This window comes from Pseudoduganella danionis, from assembly GCF_009720775.1.
Taxonomy (GTDB): domain Bacteria; phylum Pseudomonadota; class Gammaproteobacteria; order Burkholderiales; family Burkholderiaceae_D; genus Rugamonas; species Rugamonas danionis.
Window position 1 is genome coordinate 1 of the sequence record NZ_WNKW01000013.1, and the last position, 18,758, is coordinate 18,758.

11 protein-coding genes and 1 rRNA gene are annotated in these 18,758 nt (G+C 62.4%); 9 read left to right on the plus strand and 3 right to left on the minus strand.

Going from position 1 to position 18,758, the window contains the following annotated elements; genetic code table 11:
• Positions 1 to 5 precede the first annotated feature (5 nt).
• From rrf to GM655_RS22000, 7 genes are all read left to right on the plus strand, one after another.
• Positions 6 to 118: ribosomal RNA gene (rrf, locus tag GM655_RS21970) — 5S ribosomal RNA — on the plus strand.
• Between the two features lie 172 nt (positions 119 to 290).
• Entirely contained in the window at positions 291 to 1,358 is a 1,068-nt protein-coding gene (locus GM655_RS21975) for a substrate-binding domain-containing protein (protein ID WP_155436808.1), read from the plus strand.
• Positions 1,355 to 2,839 (plus strand): sugar ABC transporter ATP-binding protein, encoded by a 1,485-nt coding sequence (locus tag GM655_RS21980; RefSeq protein WP_196308827.1) that lies wholly within the window; start codon positions 1,355 to 1,357, stop codon positions 2,837 to 2,839. Before GM655_RS21975 ends, GM655_RS21980 begins: the two co-directional genes overlap by 4 nt.
• A 40-nt stretch (positions 2,840 to 2,879) precedes the next feature.
• Complete coding sequence (locus tag GM655_RS21985) at positions 2,880 to 3,857, plus strand: ABC transporter permease (protein WP_155436810.1); 978 nt, start codon at positions 2,880 to 2,882, stop codon at positions 3,855 to 3,857.
• 85 nt (positions 3,858 to 3,942) lie between these two features.
• Complete coding sequence (locus GM655_RS21990; protein ID WP_155436811.1) at positions 3,943 to 5,556, plus strand: glycoside hydrolase family 3 N-terminal domain-containing protein; 1,614 nt, start codon at positions 3,943 to 3,945, stop codon at positions 5,554 to 5,556.
• A 213-nt stretch (positions 5,557 to 5,769) separates the two neighbouring features.
• A complete protein-coding gene (locus GM655_RS21995; protein ID WP_229632695.1) occupies positions 5,770 to 8,439 on the plus strand; it encodes a TonB-dependent receptor in 2,670 nt (889 codons plus the stop codon).
• A 67-nt stretch (positions 8,440 to 8,506) separates the two neighbouring features.
• On the plus strand, positions 8,507 to 11,011 hold the full coding sequence (locus GM655_RS22000) for a family 20 glycosylhydrolase (RefSeq protein ID WP_229632696.1): 2,505 nt from the start codon (positions 8,507 to 8,509) through the stop codon (positions 11,009 to 11,011).
• Here the strand turns inward: GM655_RS22000 and GM655_RS22005 are convergent.
• Together GM655_RS22005 and GM655_RS22010 are read right to left on the minus strand one after the other, a co-directional pair.
• Entirely contained in the window at positions 10,995 to 11,780 is a 786-nt protein-coding gene (locus GM655_RS22005) for a helix-turn-helix domain-containing protein (RefSeq protein WP_155436814.1), read from the minus strand. The genes GM655_RS22000 and GM655_RS22005 overlap by 17 nt on opposite strands.
• Before the next feature lie 42 nt (positions 11,781 to 11,822).
• Complete coding sequence (locus GM655_RS22010) at positions 11,823 to 13,109, minus strand: MFS transporter (protein WP_155436815.1); 1,287 nt, start codon at positions 13,107 to 13,109, stop codon at positions 11,823 to 11,825.
• A gap of 126 nt (positions 13,110 to 13,235) precedes the next feature.
• Here GM655_RS22010 and GM655_RS22015 point away from each other — a divergent pair, with 126 nt between their 5' ends.
• Both GM655_RS22015 and GM655_RS22020 read left to right on the plus strand, forming a co-directional pair.
• Positions 13,236 to 15,260, plus strand: a complete 2,025-nt coding sequence (locus GM655_RS22015) for an esterase-like activity of phytase family protein (RefSeq protein WP_155436816.1) — start codon at positions 13,236 to 13,238, stop codon at positions 15,258 to 15,260.
• A 16-nt stretch (positions 15,261 to 15,276) separates the two neighbouring features.
• Positions 15,277 to 17,304, plus strand: coding sequence for a beta strand repeat-containing protein (locus GM655_RS22020; protein ID WP_155436817.1), 2,028 nt, complete (start codon positions 15,277 to 15,279; stop codon positions 17,302 to 17,304).
• On the opposite strand, the gene GM655_RS22025 is transcribed toward GM655_RS22020, so the two are convergent.
• Positions 17,301 to 18,704, minus strand: a complete 1,404-nt coding sequence (locus tag GM655_RS22025) for a DHA2 family efflux MFS transporter permease subunit (protein WP_155436818.1) — start codon at positions 18,702 to 18,704, stop codon at positions 17,301 to 17,303. The two genes, GM655_RS22020 and GM655_RS22025, sit on opposite strands and share 4 nt — an antisense overlap.
• Between the last annotated feature and the right edge of the window lie 54 nt (positions 18,705 to 18,758).

The window sequence follows — 18,758 nt, forward strand, 5'->3', positions numbered from 1 at the left end:
CAAAGCTTGATGACCATAGCAAGTTGGTCCCACCCCTTCCCATCCCGAACAGGACCGTGAAACAACTCTGCGCCGATGATAGTGCTGCAACCAGTGTGAAAGTAGGTTATCGTCAAGCTAGTTATTAGAAGAACCCCACCATCTGCCTGAACGCGCTCAAGATCGCGCTCAGTGCCGAAGGTGGGGTTTTTTGCGTTTACATCATTTTTATTTGACAACACCTATAAAATACCTATACTACCTACCTAAATACCTAGTATATTTAATGTAAATTTAACTAAGGGTGGAAAATGGGTACTCGGAGGTGGTGGCTGACCGGTATGCTGGCCGTGGCGCTCAGTGCGCACGCTCAGCCTTTGTCGCGTGGACCTCATGGTGAACAGCCCACCCCTTACGCTGCCGTCGTCCTCAAAGCGAGCGACATCGCTGCGCTGAAGCGTAAGCCGTATCGCGCTGCCCTGGTCATGCACACCAGCTCGGATTTCTCCAGTGCCCTGATCGCCGGTGCTCGCAAAGGCTTTGCCGAACTGGGCATCAGCGTGGTGGCTGTGACGGATGCCGGGATGGACCCGCAAAAACAGCGCACCGATCTCGAAACCGTAATGGCACTCAAGCCTGATCTGATCGTCTCGCTGGTGATCGATCCCGTGTCGGGCGCTATCGCTTTCCGTCCCGTGGTTGCCGCTGGTGTGAAGCTGGTTTTCATCAGCAATGTGCCGCAAGGCCTGGTGCACGGTCGCGACTACGCCGGCATCGTCACCGACGACTATCTCGCCATGGGCCAGACGGCAGCCGATATGCTGGCCAGCAGTATCAAGGGTAAAGGCGATGTCGCGCTGATCTATCACGCCGCGAACTACTTCGTCACTAATCAGCGCGATGCGGCCGTCAAACAGGCACTGGCGCGCTACCCCGGCATACGGGTGGTTGCTACGCGCGGCATCAGCAACCAGCAGGACGGCGAGGTGATCGCATCGGCTATCCTGACCCAGTACCCCAAGCTTTCCGCCATCTACGCACCGTGGGACAGCATTGCCGAAGGCGTGACTGCTGCTGCCCGCGCTGCCGGACGGCGAGATCTGAAAGTGGTGACGATGGACCTGGGGGCCGCCAACGCGCTGGACATGGTCAAGGGCGGCAACATGGCCGGCATCGTCAGCGATCTGCCTTACGAGATGGGCCAAACCGTCGCCCGCATGGGCGGGCTGGCCTTGCTGAACCGGCCGGCGCCGGCCTTCGTCACCGTCGATGCAGTACGGATCGATAGTGCCAACCTGAGTACGCAATGGCAGCGCGCGCTGAACCGAGAGTTGCCGGCTGCCGTAGTGCAGGCCGTAGCTCGAAAGGGCGCACGATGAATTCCCTGCCTATCCTGAAAGCGCGCGAGGTACACAAACAGTTTGCCGACAGTCCGGTGCTGCGCGGCGTACATTTTGAATTGCAGGCTGGCCAGGTGCACGCCGTGCTGGGTTCCAACGGCGCAGGCAAGTCGGTATTGATGAGAATCTTCAGCGGCATACTGGCCCCGGACCGCGGTCAGATACTGCTCGACGGCAAAGTGCATACATTTGCCGATGCAGGGGCGGCACGCCGGGCCGGCATCGCCATGGTGCATCAGGAACTCAGCCTGATTTCTAGCATGACAGTGGCAGAAAATATCTTCCTGACGCGCTGGAATGATGGCTGGACCCGTTTCGTGGATGAAGCCGCCATGATGCGGGCCGCCAGTGCGCTGCTGTCCCGCTACGACATCGAACTCTATCCCTGGCAGACGGTTGGCTCCTTGACGCGCGGCCAACAGCAGCTACTGGAAATTGCCAAAGCCCTCAGCGGCAAGGTGCGCGTTCTGATACTGGACGAGCCGAGTGCCAACCTGACTGCTGCCGAAGTGAGACTGCTGTACCGGACCGTGAAGCGGCTGGCAGCACAAGGTATGGCCATCATCTATATCACCCACCGCCTGCGCGATGTGTTCGAAGTCTGCGATCAGCTCAGCATCCTGCGCGATGGCCGCATTGCCCATACGCTGCCAGTAGCGGCCACCAGCGCACAGGCTGTGCTGACGCTGATGACGGCACAATTGCCCAGCGCATCCTGGCCTGCCGTGAATGTTCCCGCCGACGACACCGCACCTTTGCTGCAACTACGCCAGAGCGGCAGACAGCAAGCTGCCCTGAGCGTGCGTGCGGGCGAGATCGTGGGCCTGAGCGGTAGCGGTGCCAGCGCCATGCTGGAAGCGATTTTCGGTCTGCAGGCGCTGCATGGCTATACGCTGGCACTGTCCGGACAGGAGGTGCACGTCCGCCATCCGTCGGAAGCGATCGCCCATGGCCTGCATCTGTTGCCGGGCGACCGGCGCCGGGCTGGCCTGGTGCTGGGTCTGAGCGTGTCGGAAAACATCTTGCTGTCGCTGTTCGATCGTCTGAGTACGGCGCTGCTGATCGACGATGCGCGCGGCCAGCAGATCGTCACCGGGCTGTTGCGCCGGCTCGGTTTGAAGACGGAAGACCCGGGGCAGCAAGTGCGGCAGCTATCGGGCGGCCATCAGCAGAAGGTGCTGATGGCGCGCGCGCTGAGCACCGATGGCCGCATTCTGCTGCTCGACGAACCCGGTAGCGGCATGGATGTGCAGGCGCAATCGGTGCTGTGGCAGATCGTGCGTAACTACGCGGCGCAGGGCAACGCCGTGCTGATCGCCAGCAGCGATTACGCCATGCTGGCAGCGCTATGCGACACCTGCCATCTGCTCGCGGACGACGGCATAGGCCCGCCGCTGGCCGCTGCCGCAGGACAGCAGGCGCTGCTGGGCGCACTGCATGGTACGCCTTGCCAGCCTTGACGTGACGACGAATTCGAGAGGACGAAGAATGGATATCCCTATGCAAACGAGCACACCTGCGGCACCCGCGACTGCGCAAAGCCGCGTGCGCGACTGGCGTTCCATGCTGATCTACGTGGTGTTCGCGGGCCTGTTCCTGCTGTTCGCCGTCACGCTGCATGAACGCGGCTTTCTGAGCGAGAACAACCTGATGAATATCGCCCGCCAGAGTGCCATGATCGCCATCATGGCGGTGGGCATGACTTTCGTCCTGTCGGCGGCAGAGATTGATCTGTCCTTCGGCGCCGTGGTCGCGCTGGCCGCCGTCACGGTGGCGCTGCTGCTACCCCATGGCATGCTGGTGGCCGTGGCCGGCGCGCTGGCCGTGGGAGCGCTGTGCGGTCTGGTCAACGGTGCGCTGGTCAGCCGGATCGGTATTCCTTCTTTTCTGGTCACGCTGGGAACGGCCGGCATCATCACCGGCATCACGCGCTCGGTCAGCGCGCTGCAATCGGTGCCGGTCGATCATGAAGTGTTTGCCTTCCTGTTCGGTTCGGGCGATATCGGCCCCGTGCCCGTGTTGTTCCTGTGGATGATGCTGGTGGTGGCGCTGGGCCATGTGGTGCTGCGCAATACGGCTTTTGGCAAGGCCGTGCTGGCCAGCGGTGGCAACAAGCTGGCCGCGACCTACGCCGGCATCAATGTGGCGCGCGTGAAGATGTGGGTGCTGCTGATCAATGCGCTGCTGGCCGCGCTGGCCGGCATCCTCTATGCGGGCCGGCTGCACAGCGCCCGCTACACGCTGGGCGAGAACGATCTGATGATGGTACTGACTGCCGTCATCATCGGTGGCACCCATTTATTCGGCGGCAAAGGTAGCGTCGCCGGATCGCTGATGGGGGCCTTGATCATGGCCATGGTCAACAACGGCCTCATTCTGATGGGACTGGACATTGATCAGCAATTGATCTTGCGGGGCGTAATTATCATTTGCGCTGTCACGCTCACGAGCGGCAGGTTACGACGACCCCGTCGCTAGCACCGCTCTTTTCCTTAGCTTGCTGTTTTTCAGGCTGCGCTGCGCGCGGCCGGGGCAGCCTTACGCCTTTATTCTGGAGCATTCTATGTTTTCAACCTATCGGGAGCGCGCGGCGCGGCAGGTACGCCACTGGTCCCTGGAACAAAAAGTCGGCCAGCTATTCATACTGGCCTTTCCCGGCAAGCAGGCCGAAGTGGTACGTACGCTGATCGAACGCTATCGCCTCGGTGGCTGCTATCTGAGTCAGGACAACGCCGCCACGTTCGCCGAGGCCCGCCAGTTGACGGGCGAGCTTGATCGCATCAACCAGGCCACCGGCGACGCCGTACCTTTGCTACTGGGCGTCGATCAGGAGGGCGCATGGAGCGTGCTAATGCCGGAATCGACTACCGGCCCCGGCAATCTGGCGCTGGGCCACGCGGACGACGTCAGCCTGACAGCATCCATGTATCAGGTGTTTGCCGACGAGATGCGCTCGGCCGGCTTCAACTGCGTGCTGGGGCCTTGTGCCGACGTCAATCTGCGTTCCGATTCGCCCATCATCGATGCGCGTGCTTTCGGTAGCGATCCGGCGCTGGTGGCGCGCCATGTCGCCGCTGCCGTGGCCGGCGTGCGCCAGGGTGGGCTGGTGGCGTGCGCCAAGCACTTCCCCGGCCATGGCGATACGGCCGTCGACAGCCACCGCGAGATCCCCGTGGTCGATAAGCCGCTGGCCACCTTGCTCGAGCAGGACCTGCTGCCGTTCCAGAGTGCCATCGATGCCGGCGTTGAGCTCATCATGACTTCGCACATTCGCTATCCGCAGCTCGATGCACAGCATCCGGCCACGCTGTCGGCGCCAGTGCTGCGCGGCCTGCTGCGCGAGCGGCTGGGCTTTAACGGCATTGTCATTTCCGACAGCATGAATATGGGGGCGATCCGCCGCAACTACTCGCCGGTTGATGCTGCTGTGCTGGCCTTCCAGTCCGGCATCGACATGATGATGCTGTCCGAAGAGCATTACGACCATCAGCCCGACTATCTGGAGCGGCAGCTGGCCATGATAGACGGGCTGGTGGCGGCAGTGCGCGACGGCCGCTGGAGCGAAGCCGAACTCGATGCCACCTTGCTACGGGTGGTGTCGTTCAAGCTGGCGCGTCTGTCGGGCATAGCCCACTACCTGCCGCTGGCGATGCGCGAGCATCAGGCGCTGGCCCAGCGTGCGGCGCAGGCCGCAGTCGCCGTACTGACCGACCCGGCAGGCAATTTGCCGGTCAGTGCCGAGCGCGAAGTATTTCTGATCCAGACTGCGCCGCAAGAGGCCTACCACGGCCTGATGAACGCGCGCGGCATAGGCCCCAATCAACACGTGGCGGCGTTCGATGTGCTGGCGGACAGCTGGTTCGGCGCGCACAAGCAGCTGCATGCCCATTCGCTGACCTATGAGGTGGCCGTGGACTGGCTACGCAGCATCCGCGTGCAACCGCACATGCTGGCTGTGGCCGTGCTGGAAAACTATCCCTTGCCGGGCGAGGACTTCCCGCAAGCGCCGGCGCAGGCCTTGCTGTTCCAGCTGGCCGAGGTATTTGGCCAGCAGCTGCTGGTGATCAGCTTGAGCAATGGTCAGATGCGCTTGCCCGCGGGCGTCAGCCATCTGTGTGCGTATGGCAGCCGCCCCTGTAGCGCACGGGCGGCGGTCAGGACAGCTCTGGGCCTGTGAACCGGGGGTAGGAGGACAACGCTTGCATTAGGAGGAGATAAAGAAGAAGGAGACGCAGACCCAAGGCGGCATTGACCGCATTAGAAGAGAAGCGTGCCGGCTGGTGCTGGCACGCGTAGCGAACCAGCATATACCCGGCGCGGCCTGAACGTGCCGATCTCTTAATAACGAAAACAGGGGAAGACCATGTTGCATTTGATGACAAGTAGAACCATGATCAGCGTCGCCGTGGCGGGCGCCTGCGCCATGTGCGCACAAACCGTCTGGGCACAGCAGAGCGACGCCGAGGTGCCGCCAGCAGCCGTGGCTGAAACGGCCAGACCGGCCGGCGAAGCCTTGCAGGAAGTGACGGTGAGCGCCACGCGCCATTCGAGCGCGCTGCTGAAAACACCGCTGGCTGTGTCGGCGGTGACGCAGGAAAGCCTGACCCGTGCCGGCATCACCGACGTGCGCGGCCTGTCCGGCGCGGTGCCCAATCTGCAGCTGTCGACGGCGGTGGACTCGGGCGTGCAGATTGCGATACGCGGCATCAGCACCAAGAACTTTACCGAGGCGTCCGATCCGTCGGTGGGCCTGCACGTGGCAGGGCTGTATTCGCCCCGTCCGCAAGGCGCACTGGCGCTGCTGTTCGACCTCGATCAGGTGGAAGTGCTGCGCGGGCCTCAGGGTACGCTGTTCGGTCGTAACTCGACGGGTGGTAGCATCAACATCATTCCGGCCAAGCCGGAGTTCGGTTCCACCTATGGCAGCAGCGTGCTCGATGTGGGCAGCTACCGCAAACGCCAGCTCAATGTGGTGCAGAATATCGCCATCAGCGACAGTCTGGCACTGCGCGGCACGTTCATGAAGCTCAAGCGCGATGGCTGGATCAACCAGATGCAGGATTTTACGGACGTGAATATCCCGTCCAAGGGCTTCATCGCCGATGGCATTCCGGATGTGGACCAGCGCTTCAACAGCAAGGTCGATCCATCCGATTACTACACCAACAAGAACGAATGGGCGGGCCGCCTGTCGGCGCGCTGGAAGGCTGCGCGTGACGTCGAATGGCTGGTGGCGTATGAGCGCTACCAGAACTCGGGCGCGGGCAATCTGTTCATCAAGGATTGCGATCAGGCGGCCGGAACGCGCTTCGCCTGCCCGGGCAGCCAGTGGGATGTGAAGATCAACCTGCCCGGCAAGATCGACATGTCGATCAACACGCTGCGCTCCAACCTGATCTGGGATCTGAACCCCAACAACCGCATCGAATACAGCCTGGCGCACGCCATCCAGAAACGCAGCCAGCAGACGGACGATGATGCCGGCTACCATCCGCTGGCCAGCCAGGTCGATGTCAAACTGCCCGTGCCTGCCGGCGGCAATGGCAGCACCTGGCCTGTGCTTGACACCAACTCGCGCACGCTGGATTCGAAATACGTTTCGGATGTGCACGAGCTGCAGCTCAAGCAGAATTACGATGCCTTCCAGACCGTGTACGGCGGCTTCTACATGAAGGAGAAGAACCAGATTAACTATGCACAGGAATTCCTCGCGATGGCACCGTACGGCTATCCGATCAGCCAGTACTACAACCAGCCGGACGTGCAGGTGATCGCCAAGGCACTGTATGCCCAGACCGACTGGAAGTTCGCGCCGCAATGGACGGCGACCTTTGGCGGCCGTTACAGCTGGGATACCAAGATCAACAACAACGGCAAGGTGTTCGGCGGTGACTGGGATCCGTCCAAGCCGGCTTATTACAACGGCCAGTTCAAGCCGGGCGTACCCGGCACGCCCGGCTTTGCTGCGCACAACGGCACTCAGCTCACCCCGGGCATGGGGCCACTGGCCGGCACGGGCGCGTATGCGCTGTATGGTCCGCCTGCCGTCAATACCAACGAGCAAAGCTGGAAGCACTTCACTTACCGGCTCGGCCTGATGGCGCAGCTGACGCCGTCGGACATGGTATATAGCTCGCTGTCGACCGGCTACAAGTCCGGTGGCTTCTCGGATCAGGATGATGCCTGCGGCGGCAAAACCTGCGTGGACGGTCCGGCGGGTCCGCACATCACCTTCTTCCCTTGGGGCCCGGAGACGGTGACCAATCTGGAGCTGGGCTACAAGGGCCGCTTCCTGGAGAATCGCCTGAACCTATCGGCCACGCTGTTCTATAGCCGCTACAAGGACAAGCAGGAATATGGCCAGTTCTTCTCGGCGCTGGTAAAAACGGATGCGCCTTGCCCGGCCACCAACCCCACCTGCAACGTGATCATCAAAGGCATGACCAAGAATGTGGGCGTGGTCGACATTCCCGGCCTCGAGCTCGAGCTGGATTACAAACCGTGGCGCGGTGCGCGGCTGGGGGCGTCGTTCGCCTACATCAATTCGAAGATGCGCGACTACCCTACCTATAGCGATAACTACGGTTGCGGCTATCGGGCGGAATTCGGCGCCGTGCCTTGCCCGCCCATGTATTCGGGCAGCGACCCTACGCTGGTGGGCAAGCAGATATACGACATTACCGGCAACCACCTGACGTTCTCGCCCAAGTACACCATGTCGCTGAACTTCTCGCAGAACATCAACCTGCCGAACGACTATGTGCTGGTGCCGTGGCTGTCGGTGAAGTGGCAGGACAAGATGTACTTCAGCCTGCGCAATCTGGATAACCCGCACATGTCGGATGCGCAGAAAGCCTATTCCACGGTGGACGGTTCGCTCAAGCTGATCGGCCCGCACAACTGGTATGCGGAGCTGTATGGCTTGAACCTGACCGATACGCGTTCCAAGAATGCCGCCAATTTCTATAGCGGCTTTGGCGCCAACAACGCAGGCGGCTTCGTACGCGCCTCGTGGAATGATCCGCGCACGGTGGGCCTGCGGATAGGTGTGAGCTACTAGGTGTGAGCTACTGAGCTAGGCCATGCCCGCCGTAAGGCGGGCATGGGTACGCAAGAGGATGAGGCATATGAATCTGGAATTGGCATGGGCGTGTCTGGGCAACGATGCGAGCGGCTTCAGCGCGCGCCTGCAGATACGCAATGCGGGGCCGGCGGCCTTGCCGGCCGCTGGCTGGACGCTGTACTTCAACACCTGCCGGCCGGTTGATCCGGCCCGGCTCAGTGCTTCGGTATGTCTGCTACACCCCGGCGGCGACCTGTTCGGTTTTGCGCCGGCGGCAGGCTTCGCCGGACTGCTGCCGGGCCAGACACTGGAGATCGAATACTGGTCGGCCGGCTGGGCGATCAGTGTGACGGATGCGCCGCTGGGTTTCTATCTGGTGCTGCAGGATGCGCAGGGCGGCCAGCAGGTGCGGGCGCTGGGCGATGCGCAGATCGCTCCGTTCCTGACTCCGGCGCAGCAGCAGCGCGGTCCGGAGGACAGGCTGCCGGCCAGCACGGCGGCCACGCGCTATGCCGCTGCCTGCGGCTTGCCCGAAGCCGAAGCGCTGCATGGGCTCACGCCGGCGCCGCAGAGCTGGCGCAGTGCGGCAGGACGGCTGACGCTGGGCGCTGCCACGCGCATTCTGTACCAGCCTGCACTGGCCAGCGAGGCCGAGCTGCTGCGTGAGTTGCTGGATGCGCAGTGGGGGCTGGCGCCACACTGCCTGCCTGCCGATGGCCAGCCTGCGGGCGATGCCATCGTCTTGCGTCTGGCCCAGGCCGGCGATGGCATCGCGCACGGAGAGGAAGCCTATGGCCTCGAAGTGACGCCGCAAGGCGTGCTGATTTGCGGCGCCAGCGGGCATGGCATCGCCCATGGCATCCAGAGCCTGCTGCAACTGCTGAGCAGCGCAGTGGCGGGCGTGATCCAGCTGCCGCTGGGCGTGATGCGCGACGCCCCCCGTTACGCCTACCGTGGCCTGATGCTCGATGTGGCACGCCACTTCATCGGCAAGGCCGCCGTGTTGCGCATCATCGACCTGATGGCGTGCTACAAGCTCAATACTCTGCATTTGCACCTGAGCGACGATGAAGGCTGGCGCATCGCCATTGCCGCCCTGCCCGAACTGACCGAAGTGGGCGCATGGCGCGGCGCCGATGCGGCCCTGTGTGCCTCGTTCGGCTCGGGGCCGCAGGCGCAGGGTTCGGCTGGCAGCGGCTATTACAGCCGCGCGGATTTCGTCGAGATCCTGCGCCATGCACAGCGCCGCCATATCAGCGTGCTGCCGGAAATCGATTTGCCCGGCCATGCCCGTGCCGCCATACTGGCCATGCAGGCACGCCATCAGCGCCTGCTGGCTGCGGGGCAGGTGGAGGCGGCCGAAGCCTATCTGCTGTCCGATCCGGAGGACTGTTCGACCTATCTATCGGTGCAACTGTGGCGCGATAACGTGATGTGCGTGGCCCGGCCCGGCTGCCTGCGCTTTATCGAGACGGTGCTGCGCGAACTGCAATCCATATACGCTGAAGCGGGCACGCCGCTACACACCATCCACACGGGCGGCGATGAAGTGCCGGACGGCGCGTGGCTGGCTTCACCCCTGTGCCGCCAGCTGATGGCGCAGCACGGGCTGGCCACGACAGCCCAGCTGCAGGAGTATTTTTTCGACCAGCTGCGCGCACTGGTACAGCATCTGGGTCTGCGTCTGGCAGGGTGGGAGGAAATGGCCGTGGCCAGCGCGCTCGATGGCACGGGCCGGGCTGTGCCCAATCCGCGCTTCCTCGATGCGCCCATGCGCAGCTATGTGTGGCTCAGTGCATGGGGCAAGGGGCGCGAAGATCTCGGCTACCGGCTGGCCAATGCAGGCTATCCGGTGGTGCTGTGCAATGGCGACCGGCTGTATCTGGACCTCGCTTGCGCCAAAGACCCTGAGGAACCCGGCTATTACTGGGCCGGCTTTCCCGGTCTGCGCGAAGTGCTGGAATTCTGCCCCGAAGATATTTACACGGATGCCCGTTGCGACCTGATGGGGCAGGCGCTGGAGCCGGCCGCTCTGGCCGGAATGGTGCGGCTAAGCGAGCAAGGCCGCGCCAATATTCTCGGCATACAGGCGCAGTTATGGGGCGAGAATGTGCGCGACGGCGCGCGCCTCGACTATCTGCTGTTCCCCCGTCTGCTGGCAGTGGCCGAGCGTGCCTGGTGTGCCTCGCCAGTCTGGGCCGGCATGAGCGATATGGCGGCGCGCCGGGCTGCACAGGATGCGGCCTGGGCCGAATTTTCCCAGCGGCTGGGGCGCCATACCTTGCCACGGCTCGATAGCCTGGCCGTGCCGCCGGCTTACCGCCTGCCGGTGCCGGGTGTGGTGCTGCAGGATGGCGTGCTGCACGCGAATCTGGAATTGCCCGGCCTGACGATGCGCTACACGCTGGACGGTAGCGAGCCAGATGCGCAGGCGGCCGTCTATACGGCGCCCTTTGCATGGGCGCCGTCGCCGGCGCAGGAGGGAGCGCAAGTGCGGATGGCCGCTTTCAGCAGCAATGGCCGCAAGGGACGCAGTGCGGTGCTGGATCTGCCTAGTTCGACAGGCTGATCAGGTAATTGCGCAGGTTGATGCCCTTGTTGGTGATGCCCAGCTTGGCGCGCAGGCTGTTACGGTGGTTTTCCACCGTCTTCGATGCCACGCTGAGGCTCTGGGCGATTTCCTTGGTGGACTTGCCTACCTTGATGAACTTGGCCACCTGGATTTCGGATGGCGTCAGCAGTGCATAGATATGGTTTTCCAGTTCGACGTCGTCTGTTACGGCCGAGCGCACCATGCCTTCGATCAGGTCCAGGCACATCAGCAGGATAGGGTCGCTGATGGCGGCCTTGACGGCCTGGATCTGCGGCAGGTGCTGGTTGCGGATGCGGTCCAGCACGCCGTCGACGTCGCCGCTGGTCTGCCATTCGTGGAATTCGGTCAGCGTTTCGGTCAGGCTGTAAAACTTGGCGAAATCGGGGCTGGGGTAGTGCTCGTCGCTCGCTTCCTCTTCGACCGTGCCCACTTCGATATTCCACAGATCCTGATCCACCCGCAGCAGGTGCAGCTTGAGGTCGCGATTGAAGAACTTCCAGCCATCGCTGCCCGTTACCGAGGTGCGTATCAGGGCCTTGATGGCGTCCAGATTATCCTGCCCGATCAGGAATACAAAATGGTCGAGACTGGTGGCCTGCTGGTGCGAGGGGTAGTTATGCGTGACGATAACTCCCGCGCTGGAAAAACTGATGACGTAGATATGCCGATAGGCAAGCACATGGCGCAGTGCCTTGATCTGGGTCTCTAGCTGGGCAACGAGGGCAGTGGGGTGATCAGAATTCATGGTCCGGCGTGGGTAGATATCGGTCAGGCTGGGCGGCGTACCTCATGGCGTTGCGCCGGTCGCGAGCGTAGCCTGCTGGGGTTTTCCGGGCAGCGCCACCACGAAAGTCAGCAGCAGCGAGGGCAAGGCAGCCAGCAAGCCCCAGATGAAAAAATCGTGATAGCCGAGGCTAGCCTGGATTTTACCACTGACCATGGTGGATAGGACCAATCCCAGTTGCATCACGCCAGTGCCCAGTGCGTAGTGGGCTGCCGGGTATTTGCCGGGTGCTACCACTTGCATCATATACATGACCAGACCGGCAAAACCGAAGCCGAAACCGAACATTTCCGCACTCAGTACAGCGGTGATCAGGGCCAGATTGTCCGGCAGCGCCACGCTGAGATAGCAGAAGGTCACGGTGGGCAGATTCATTGCCAGAATCAGCACCGGCATCGCTAGCCGCAGCCCGCGCCAGGCGCCGAAATAACCGCCCAGTATGCTGCCGGCGATGTAGGCGACGGTGGAAAAACTGCCATAGGCGATGCCCATGTCCAGCGTGCTCATGCCTAGCCCGCCATGGGCGCGATCATCGATCAGGAACAAACGGCCTATGGTCTGCACCTGGCCTTCGGCCACACGGAACAGCAGCACGAACACGATGGCGAGCCAGATGCCGGGCTTGCGGAAAAAGCTCAGCAGCACATCGGCGCTGGTGCGCCACGGCTGGCGGCTGGCTGCATCGGCCGGATCGGCCCTGAGGTCGGCCGGAGCGGCCCAGCCGTGGTAGGCGGCCAGCAGCAGCAAGGCGGCACCGGGCAAGGCCAGCGCCACAGCCCATGCCGTGCGCGCATCGTAGCGGGCTTCCAGTTCGCCGGCCAGCACCACGACGGCACCCTGTACGAACAGTTTGCCGCCATTCCAGAACGTGCCCAGCCAGCCGGAGTACATGGCTTGCTGGCGCGGCGTCAGCTGGCCGATGTACAGGCCGTCGGCAGCGATGTCGTGGCTGGCCGAGGCCAGCGACAGCAAGGCCAGCGCCGCCACGCTGAAGGTGAAGAAGCCCGCGCCGCGCAGAGTCAGCGCGGCCGCCAGCAGGCAGGCACCGCCTACTGCCTGAAACGTGACGATGGCCCATTTTTTACTGGGTGCCAGCTCCAGCAGCGGGCTCCAGAGCGGTTTGACCACCCAGGCCATGCCCAGCAGGCTGCTGCACCAGGCGATCTGTTCATTGGATACGCCCAGCCGCTTGTACATGATGGCTGCCATGGTCATCACGATGGCATAGGGCAGGCCCTGGGCGAAATACAGCGAGGGTATCCAGAACAGCGGGTGGCGGCGAGGCAGCATCGAGGTGTTAGTCCGTTAGCAATAGTCTGGGTAGTATAGGTGTTTTATAGGTGGTGTCAACCGGCGTCATACGCTTGTCATGGGCGGCCGCTAAAGTTCGGTTTTTTCAATTGAGGCCAGATCAGCATGAAAAAGTTTTCCTTGATGTCGCTCGCGGTGTTTTCCGTCCTTGCCGGCTGCGGCGGCAGCGATACTGCGGCCCCTGCCAAAACGCCGATCACCGGCGTATTCCTGGATGGCGCGGTGGAAAACCTCGACTATGTCGCCGGTACTGCCGCGAAAGCCAGCACCTCGGCCAAGGGCGAGTACACCTGCTATGCCGGCGATAGCGTCAGCTTCAGCATAGGCGGCATAGCGCTGGGCAGTGCTCCGTGTGCGGCCATCATTACGCCCTTGCAGCTGGCGGGCGTTACGGATATCAAGGACAACAAAGTAGTTAATCGACTGCTGGCCCTGCAATTACTGGATGAAGACAGCGATCCGTCCAACGGCATCAAGCTCACGGCCGAGGTGAAAACTGCACTGGCCGCCAAGAGCGCGGACTTCGGGCTGGATGCTGCCGCCTTCAATGCAGCGCTGAGCGCCCAGCTGGCCAGCGCCGGCAGCAAATATGCGGCCCGCAGCATAGACGACAGCCGCCGCGCGCTGGTACGCGAACACTTCGAAGATACGCTGGCGTCCAAGGTCGGCACGCTGGTGTCGGAAGCCTACACCCAGACTACGCCACTGGGCGCGGTGGCCGTCAGCGTCACGCGCTACCAGATCCAGGCTGCTGCCAGTTACTACGTGCCGTACGAAGGCAGCAACCCCAAGGTCAAGGAAGAATTCCCGCAAGGCTTTCTGCCATCCTATGGCTCGTCGCTGGCCTTCAAGGGCACCAATGCCAACGGCGATCTGGAATTCTATGGCCTGACCGATCGCGGCCCGAATGGCGATGGTCCCAATCTGCCCGCGCTTAGCGGCAGCGGTGTGACGGGCGCCAAAATTTTCCCATCGCCCAGCTTCACGCCTTCGTTCGGCATCATCACCGTCGGCAAGGCCGGTGCGGTGCTGACTTCTTCCACGCCGCTCAAGGTATCGGCGACGGTCAATGCGTCCGGCTTGCCGGTGGCGCCCGGCAGTGTGGGCAACTCGGCTGAACTGCCCGTGTTCGACGCGATGAAATATGACGCGGCCAGCAAAGCCACTTTCAATGCGGGCGGTCTGGATACGGAAGCCATCGTGGTCGACAAGAAGCGCAGCGTGCTGTGGATCTCCGACGAATATGGCCCCTTCATACTCAAGGTTGACCCGGCCACGGGCGTCATCCTGAGCAAGTACGCGCCCGGTAGCGGGCTGCCCGATATCTTCCTCAAGCGGCGCGCCAACCGCGGCATGGAAGGCCTGACGCTGGATACCAGCACCGACAAGCTGCATGGCTTCCTGCAAAGCCCGCTCACGGATGGCAGTGCGCCGTATGCAGTGACGGGCAAGAGCGAGGCGATAGAACGCTATGCACGCTTCACGCGCTGGATGGAGTTCGATCCGGTCACTGGCAGCGCGGGCAAGATGTACGCCTATCCGCTCGACGCAGCGGACTATCAGGATGGCCGTACCGGCAATGCCAAACTTGGCGATCTGGTTGCACTGGGCAATGGCAAATTCATCGTGATCGAGCAGGGCGCGGCGCCTAACGGCAAAGTGTTCAACAAGCTGATGCTGGTGGAAATCGGTGCGGCCACCGATATCGCGGGAAGCGCCTACAACGTCAAGACTTCGGATCTGGAAAAGAGCAGCATGAGCGCTACGGCGGTCAATGGCGCGGACTGGAAGAGTGTGACGCCACTGAAGAAAACCCTGCTGCTGGACTTGAATGCTATCGGCTGGCTGGCCGAGAAGGCGGAAGGCCTGACCATCGTCGATGGCAACACGCTGGCGCTGGCCAACGACAACGACTTCGGCATGAAAACCAAAGTCTTCAATGCTGCCGGCGTGGTGGTGGAAGATGCGGATGTCACCAAGTGCAATATCGACGCGGCAGGCAGCATCATCACCAGCACGGCGGCCGGTTGTAATGCGGCCAACACCATCCGCGTTGCGCGTGGCGAGGACCGCGAGCGTCCAAGCCGGCTGTGGCTGATCAAATTCAGCAAAGCGCTGACGGCATTCTGATAGAACGGGACTTTCCATGTCGTTTACATTTTCTAAACCTCATTCGGCCATTCAATTCCTGCTGCTGGCTGCGGCCTTGCCGCTGAGTGCTACTGCTAACGCAGTGCCCGTGCTGGTTTTCCCCGGCACGCTGAGCAACGCCAATACCGATGCGCAGACGCTGGACAAGAACCAGCTTGGCAGCATCACCAGCGCCGGCACGCTGACCGTGGGCGGCAGTGCCGTGGCAGTGAGCATCGTCGGCAAGAACGCAACGCTGGATAATCAGGGCGTGATCAGCCAGACCGGCAATGGCCGGGTGGTGCGCGACAATACCGGCGTTACAGGGCTGGTGATACTCAACGGTAGCAGCAGCAACCGCGCGGCAAAGATGCTGGCCGCCGACGGCGATGTGATCCAGATGAACAAGGCCAATGCCAGCGTCACGCTGAGTAATTACGGCAGCATGATTTCGGAAAACGCCAGCGCTGGCGGCTCGCAGGTGGTGGACTTTGCCGCGATTACCACGGGTGCCAACGTGGTGAACAACTACGGCCTGCTGCAGGCCAAGGAAGCGGATGCGGTACGCACGGGCGTGGCGGGTGCCGTGAACAACTACGGCTCCATCATCTCGACCACCAGCACCGGTAGCGGTAGCGACGGAATCGATGCGCAGAATAATAGCGGTGCGCTGATCCTCAATGGCGCGGGCGGCCTGATCGATGGCGGCCGCCATGGCATTACCGGTGGCCAGAAAGATGGCACGCAAGCCTACACCATGAGCATCACCAATGCGGCGGGCGGCATTATCCGCGGCAGCAATGGTTCGGGCGTGAATCTGGATGGCTTTAACAACAAGCAGGTCATCACCATCGTCAATCACGGTTCCATCTTCGGCAATGGCGTCACGGGCGATGGTGACGGGCTGGATATCGATGGCATAGCCAACGTCACCAACACGGGCCTGATCCGCTCGGTGAACGCCTTTAGCCCGGTGGCGGAGGGGCTGGCATATAGCGAAGGCTTGAGCATAGGCGGTGGCAGCATCGTCAACTCGGGCCGCATCGAGGGTCTGGTCACGCCGGGCAACGCTAATGCGGTCGGACGTGGTATCACGCTGGCCGGCAACGACATCGCCGGCCAGCCCGGCATGCGCGAAGGCCTGTATGGCAACGTCACCATCACCAACCAGCATGGTGGGCTGATTTATGGCCAGAGTGATTCGGCGATCGTGACGGTGGGTGCTGCCAGCGCTTACACGGTGAGCATCAGCAATGAGGCCGGTGGCGTGATACGGGGCGGCGGCAGCAGCTATGCCGCCATCAGGACTGGCGCGGATAGCACGGTGCTGGTGAATGCCGGCAGCATCGATGGCAGCAGCAGCGGCAAGGCGATCGAGATGGGCTCTGGCAGAAACAGCCTGACGGTGTATGGCGGCAGCATCCTTGGCGACATCAATGGCGGCAGCAGCGGCCAGAATACGCTGCTGTTTGGCGTGAGCGACGGCGCCAGCTTCGCCTATGCCGGTTCGCTCGCCAATTTCAGCCGGGTCGAAGTGCGGAGCGGTGTGGTGGTACTGAGTGGCGTGAGTAGTTATGCCGGTAGCACGGTACTGAGCGGCGGCACGCTGGAACTGGTGGGCGCCAATCGCCTTTCTGCAGCCAGTATCCTGCAACTCGACGGTGGTAGCCTGCAGCTGCTGCAGGCCGGTGCACAGGGGCAGACGTTTGCCAGCCTGTCGCTCAGCCAGAATTCCACGGTACTGCTGGGCGGTTCGTTATTGACATTTAACGGACTGGGTGCGGTAGTCGAAGGCAAGACCCTGAGCTTCAGCGAGGCTGCGGCCGGTGCCTATGCTTTCCGTCTGCTGGGCGACATGACCCATGATGCCGGATTCCTGCAACTGGTGCACGGCACCAGCATTAACGGTCTGGCCGTGCGCTACCAGTTTGACGGCACCTACACCGGCGTTGCCGCTGTGCCGGAGCCGGCTACCTACGCCATGCTGCTGGGCGGTCTGGGCCTGCTGGCGCTGGCAGTGCGCCGGCGCAAGAGCAGCCGCTAAGGTGTGCTGCCTTTGCTGATGCTTTCGCCATCTTCTTTGCGCAGCGACCAGAAAGTGAGCGAGGAGAGGATGGTGACGACGGCCAGCGTGAGGAAGGCGTGATGGATGGCGCCCGTCAGGGCCATGCGGTCCGACTGGGGCAGGCCACCGAGGAACCAGCCCGTGACCAGTGAACCGGTCGCGAGGCCGAAGCTCATGGAAAGCTGCTGCATGGAGCTGGCGATGGTGCTGGCCATGCTGGAATCCGCTGCATTGACGTCGGCATAGGCGATGCTGTTCATGCTGGAGAACTGCAGCGAATTGAAAAAGCCCAGCATCAGGCTGATGGCGACGATCAGGTACAGCGGCGTGCCTTGCTGGACAAAAGTGTACAGGCTGATGGTCAGCCCGATCAGGACCGTGTTGACGATCAGGACCTGACGATAGCCGTAGCGATTCAGTACCCGCGCCGAGATCAGCTTCATGCCCATGGCCGCAGCGGCCGAAGGCATCATCAGCAGGCCAGACTGCCATGCCGGCAGCCCCAGACCCAGCTGATACAGCAGGGGCAGCAGGAAGGGCAGGCCGCCGACGCCGATGCGGGTGATAAAGCCGCCCAGTACTGAGACGCGGAAAGTACGGATTTTGAACAGCGCCAGTTGCAGCAGGGGGTAGGCGCTGTCGCGCGCATGCCAGCCGTAGGCCAGCAGCAGGCTGAGGGCAATCAAGAACAGCACGGCGGCCGAGGTGATGTCGATCTGGTGTTCGCCGAAAATCTCCAGCAGCCACGATAGCAGCGCAACCCCTGTACCGAACAGCACCAGTCCGATCAGATCGAGCGGGCGTGCCGCCTCGCCGTGATAGTCGGGCATGTAGCGGTGAGCCAGAAAGATTGCCGTAATGCCGACCGGGACGTTGACGAAGAAGATGTCGCGCCAGGTCAGCCAGTGCACGATCAACCCCCCTACCGTGGGCCCTAGCAGAGGGCCGATCAGCGCGGGCACGATCACGAAGTTCATGGCCGATAGCAGTTCGGATTTGGGGAAGGTGCGCACGATGGTCAGCCGGCCCACCGGCATCATCATGGCAGCGCCCAGACCTTGCAGCAGGCGGGCCGCCACCAGCATGGGGGAATTGACGGACAGGCCGCACAGCACCGAGGCCAGGGTGAAAATGGCGACAGCACTCATGAAGACGCGGCGCGTGCCATAGCGGTCTGCCATCCAGCCGCTGACAGGAATGGACACGGCCAGACTCAGAATATAGCTGGTTACTACCGCCTTCAGGCTGAGAGGCGTGACCTGCAGGCTGGCCGCCATGCTGGGTATCGCCGTGTTGACGATGGTCGAATCCAGCTGCTCCATGAACAGGGCAGTGGCCACTACCCAGGGCAGATAGCGTTTGGCGGCGGAGGTATCCATGCCTGCGATTGTCACACAAAAGTAAAAAGCAGGTCATGCTGCCGTCACGAATGG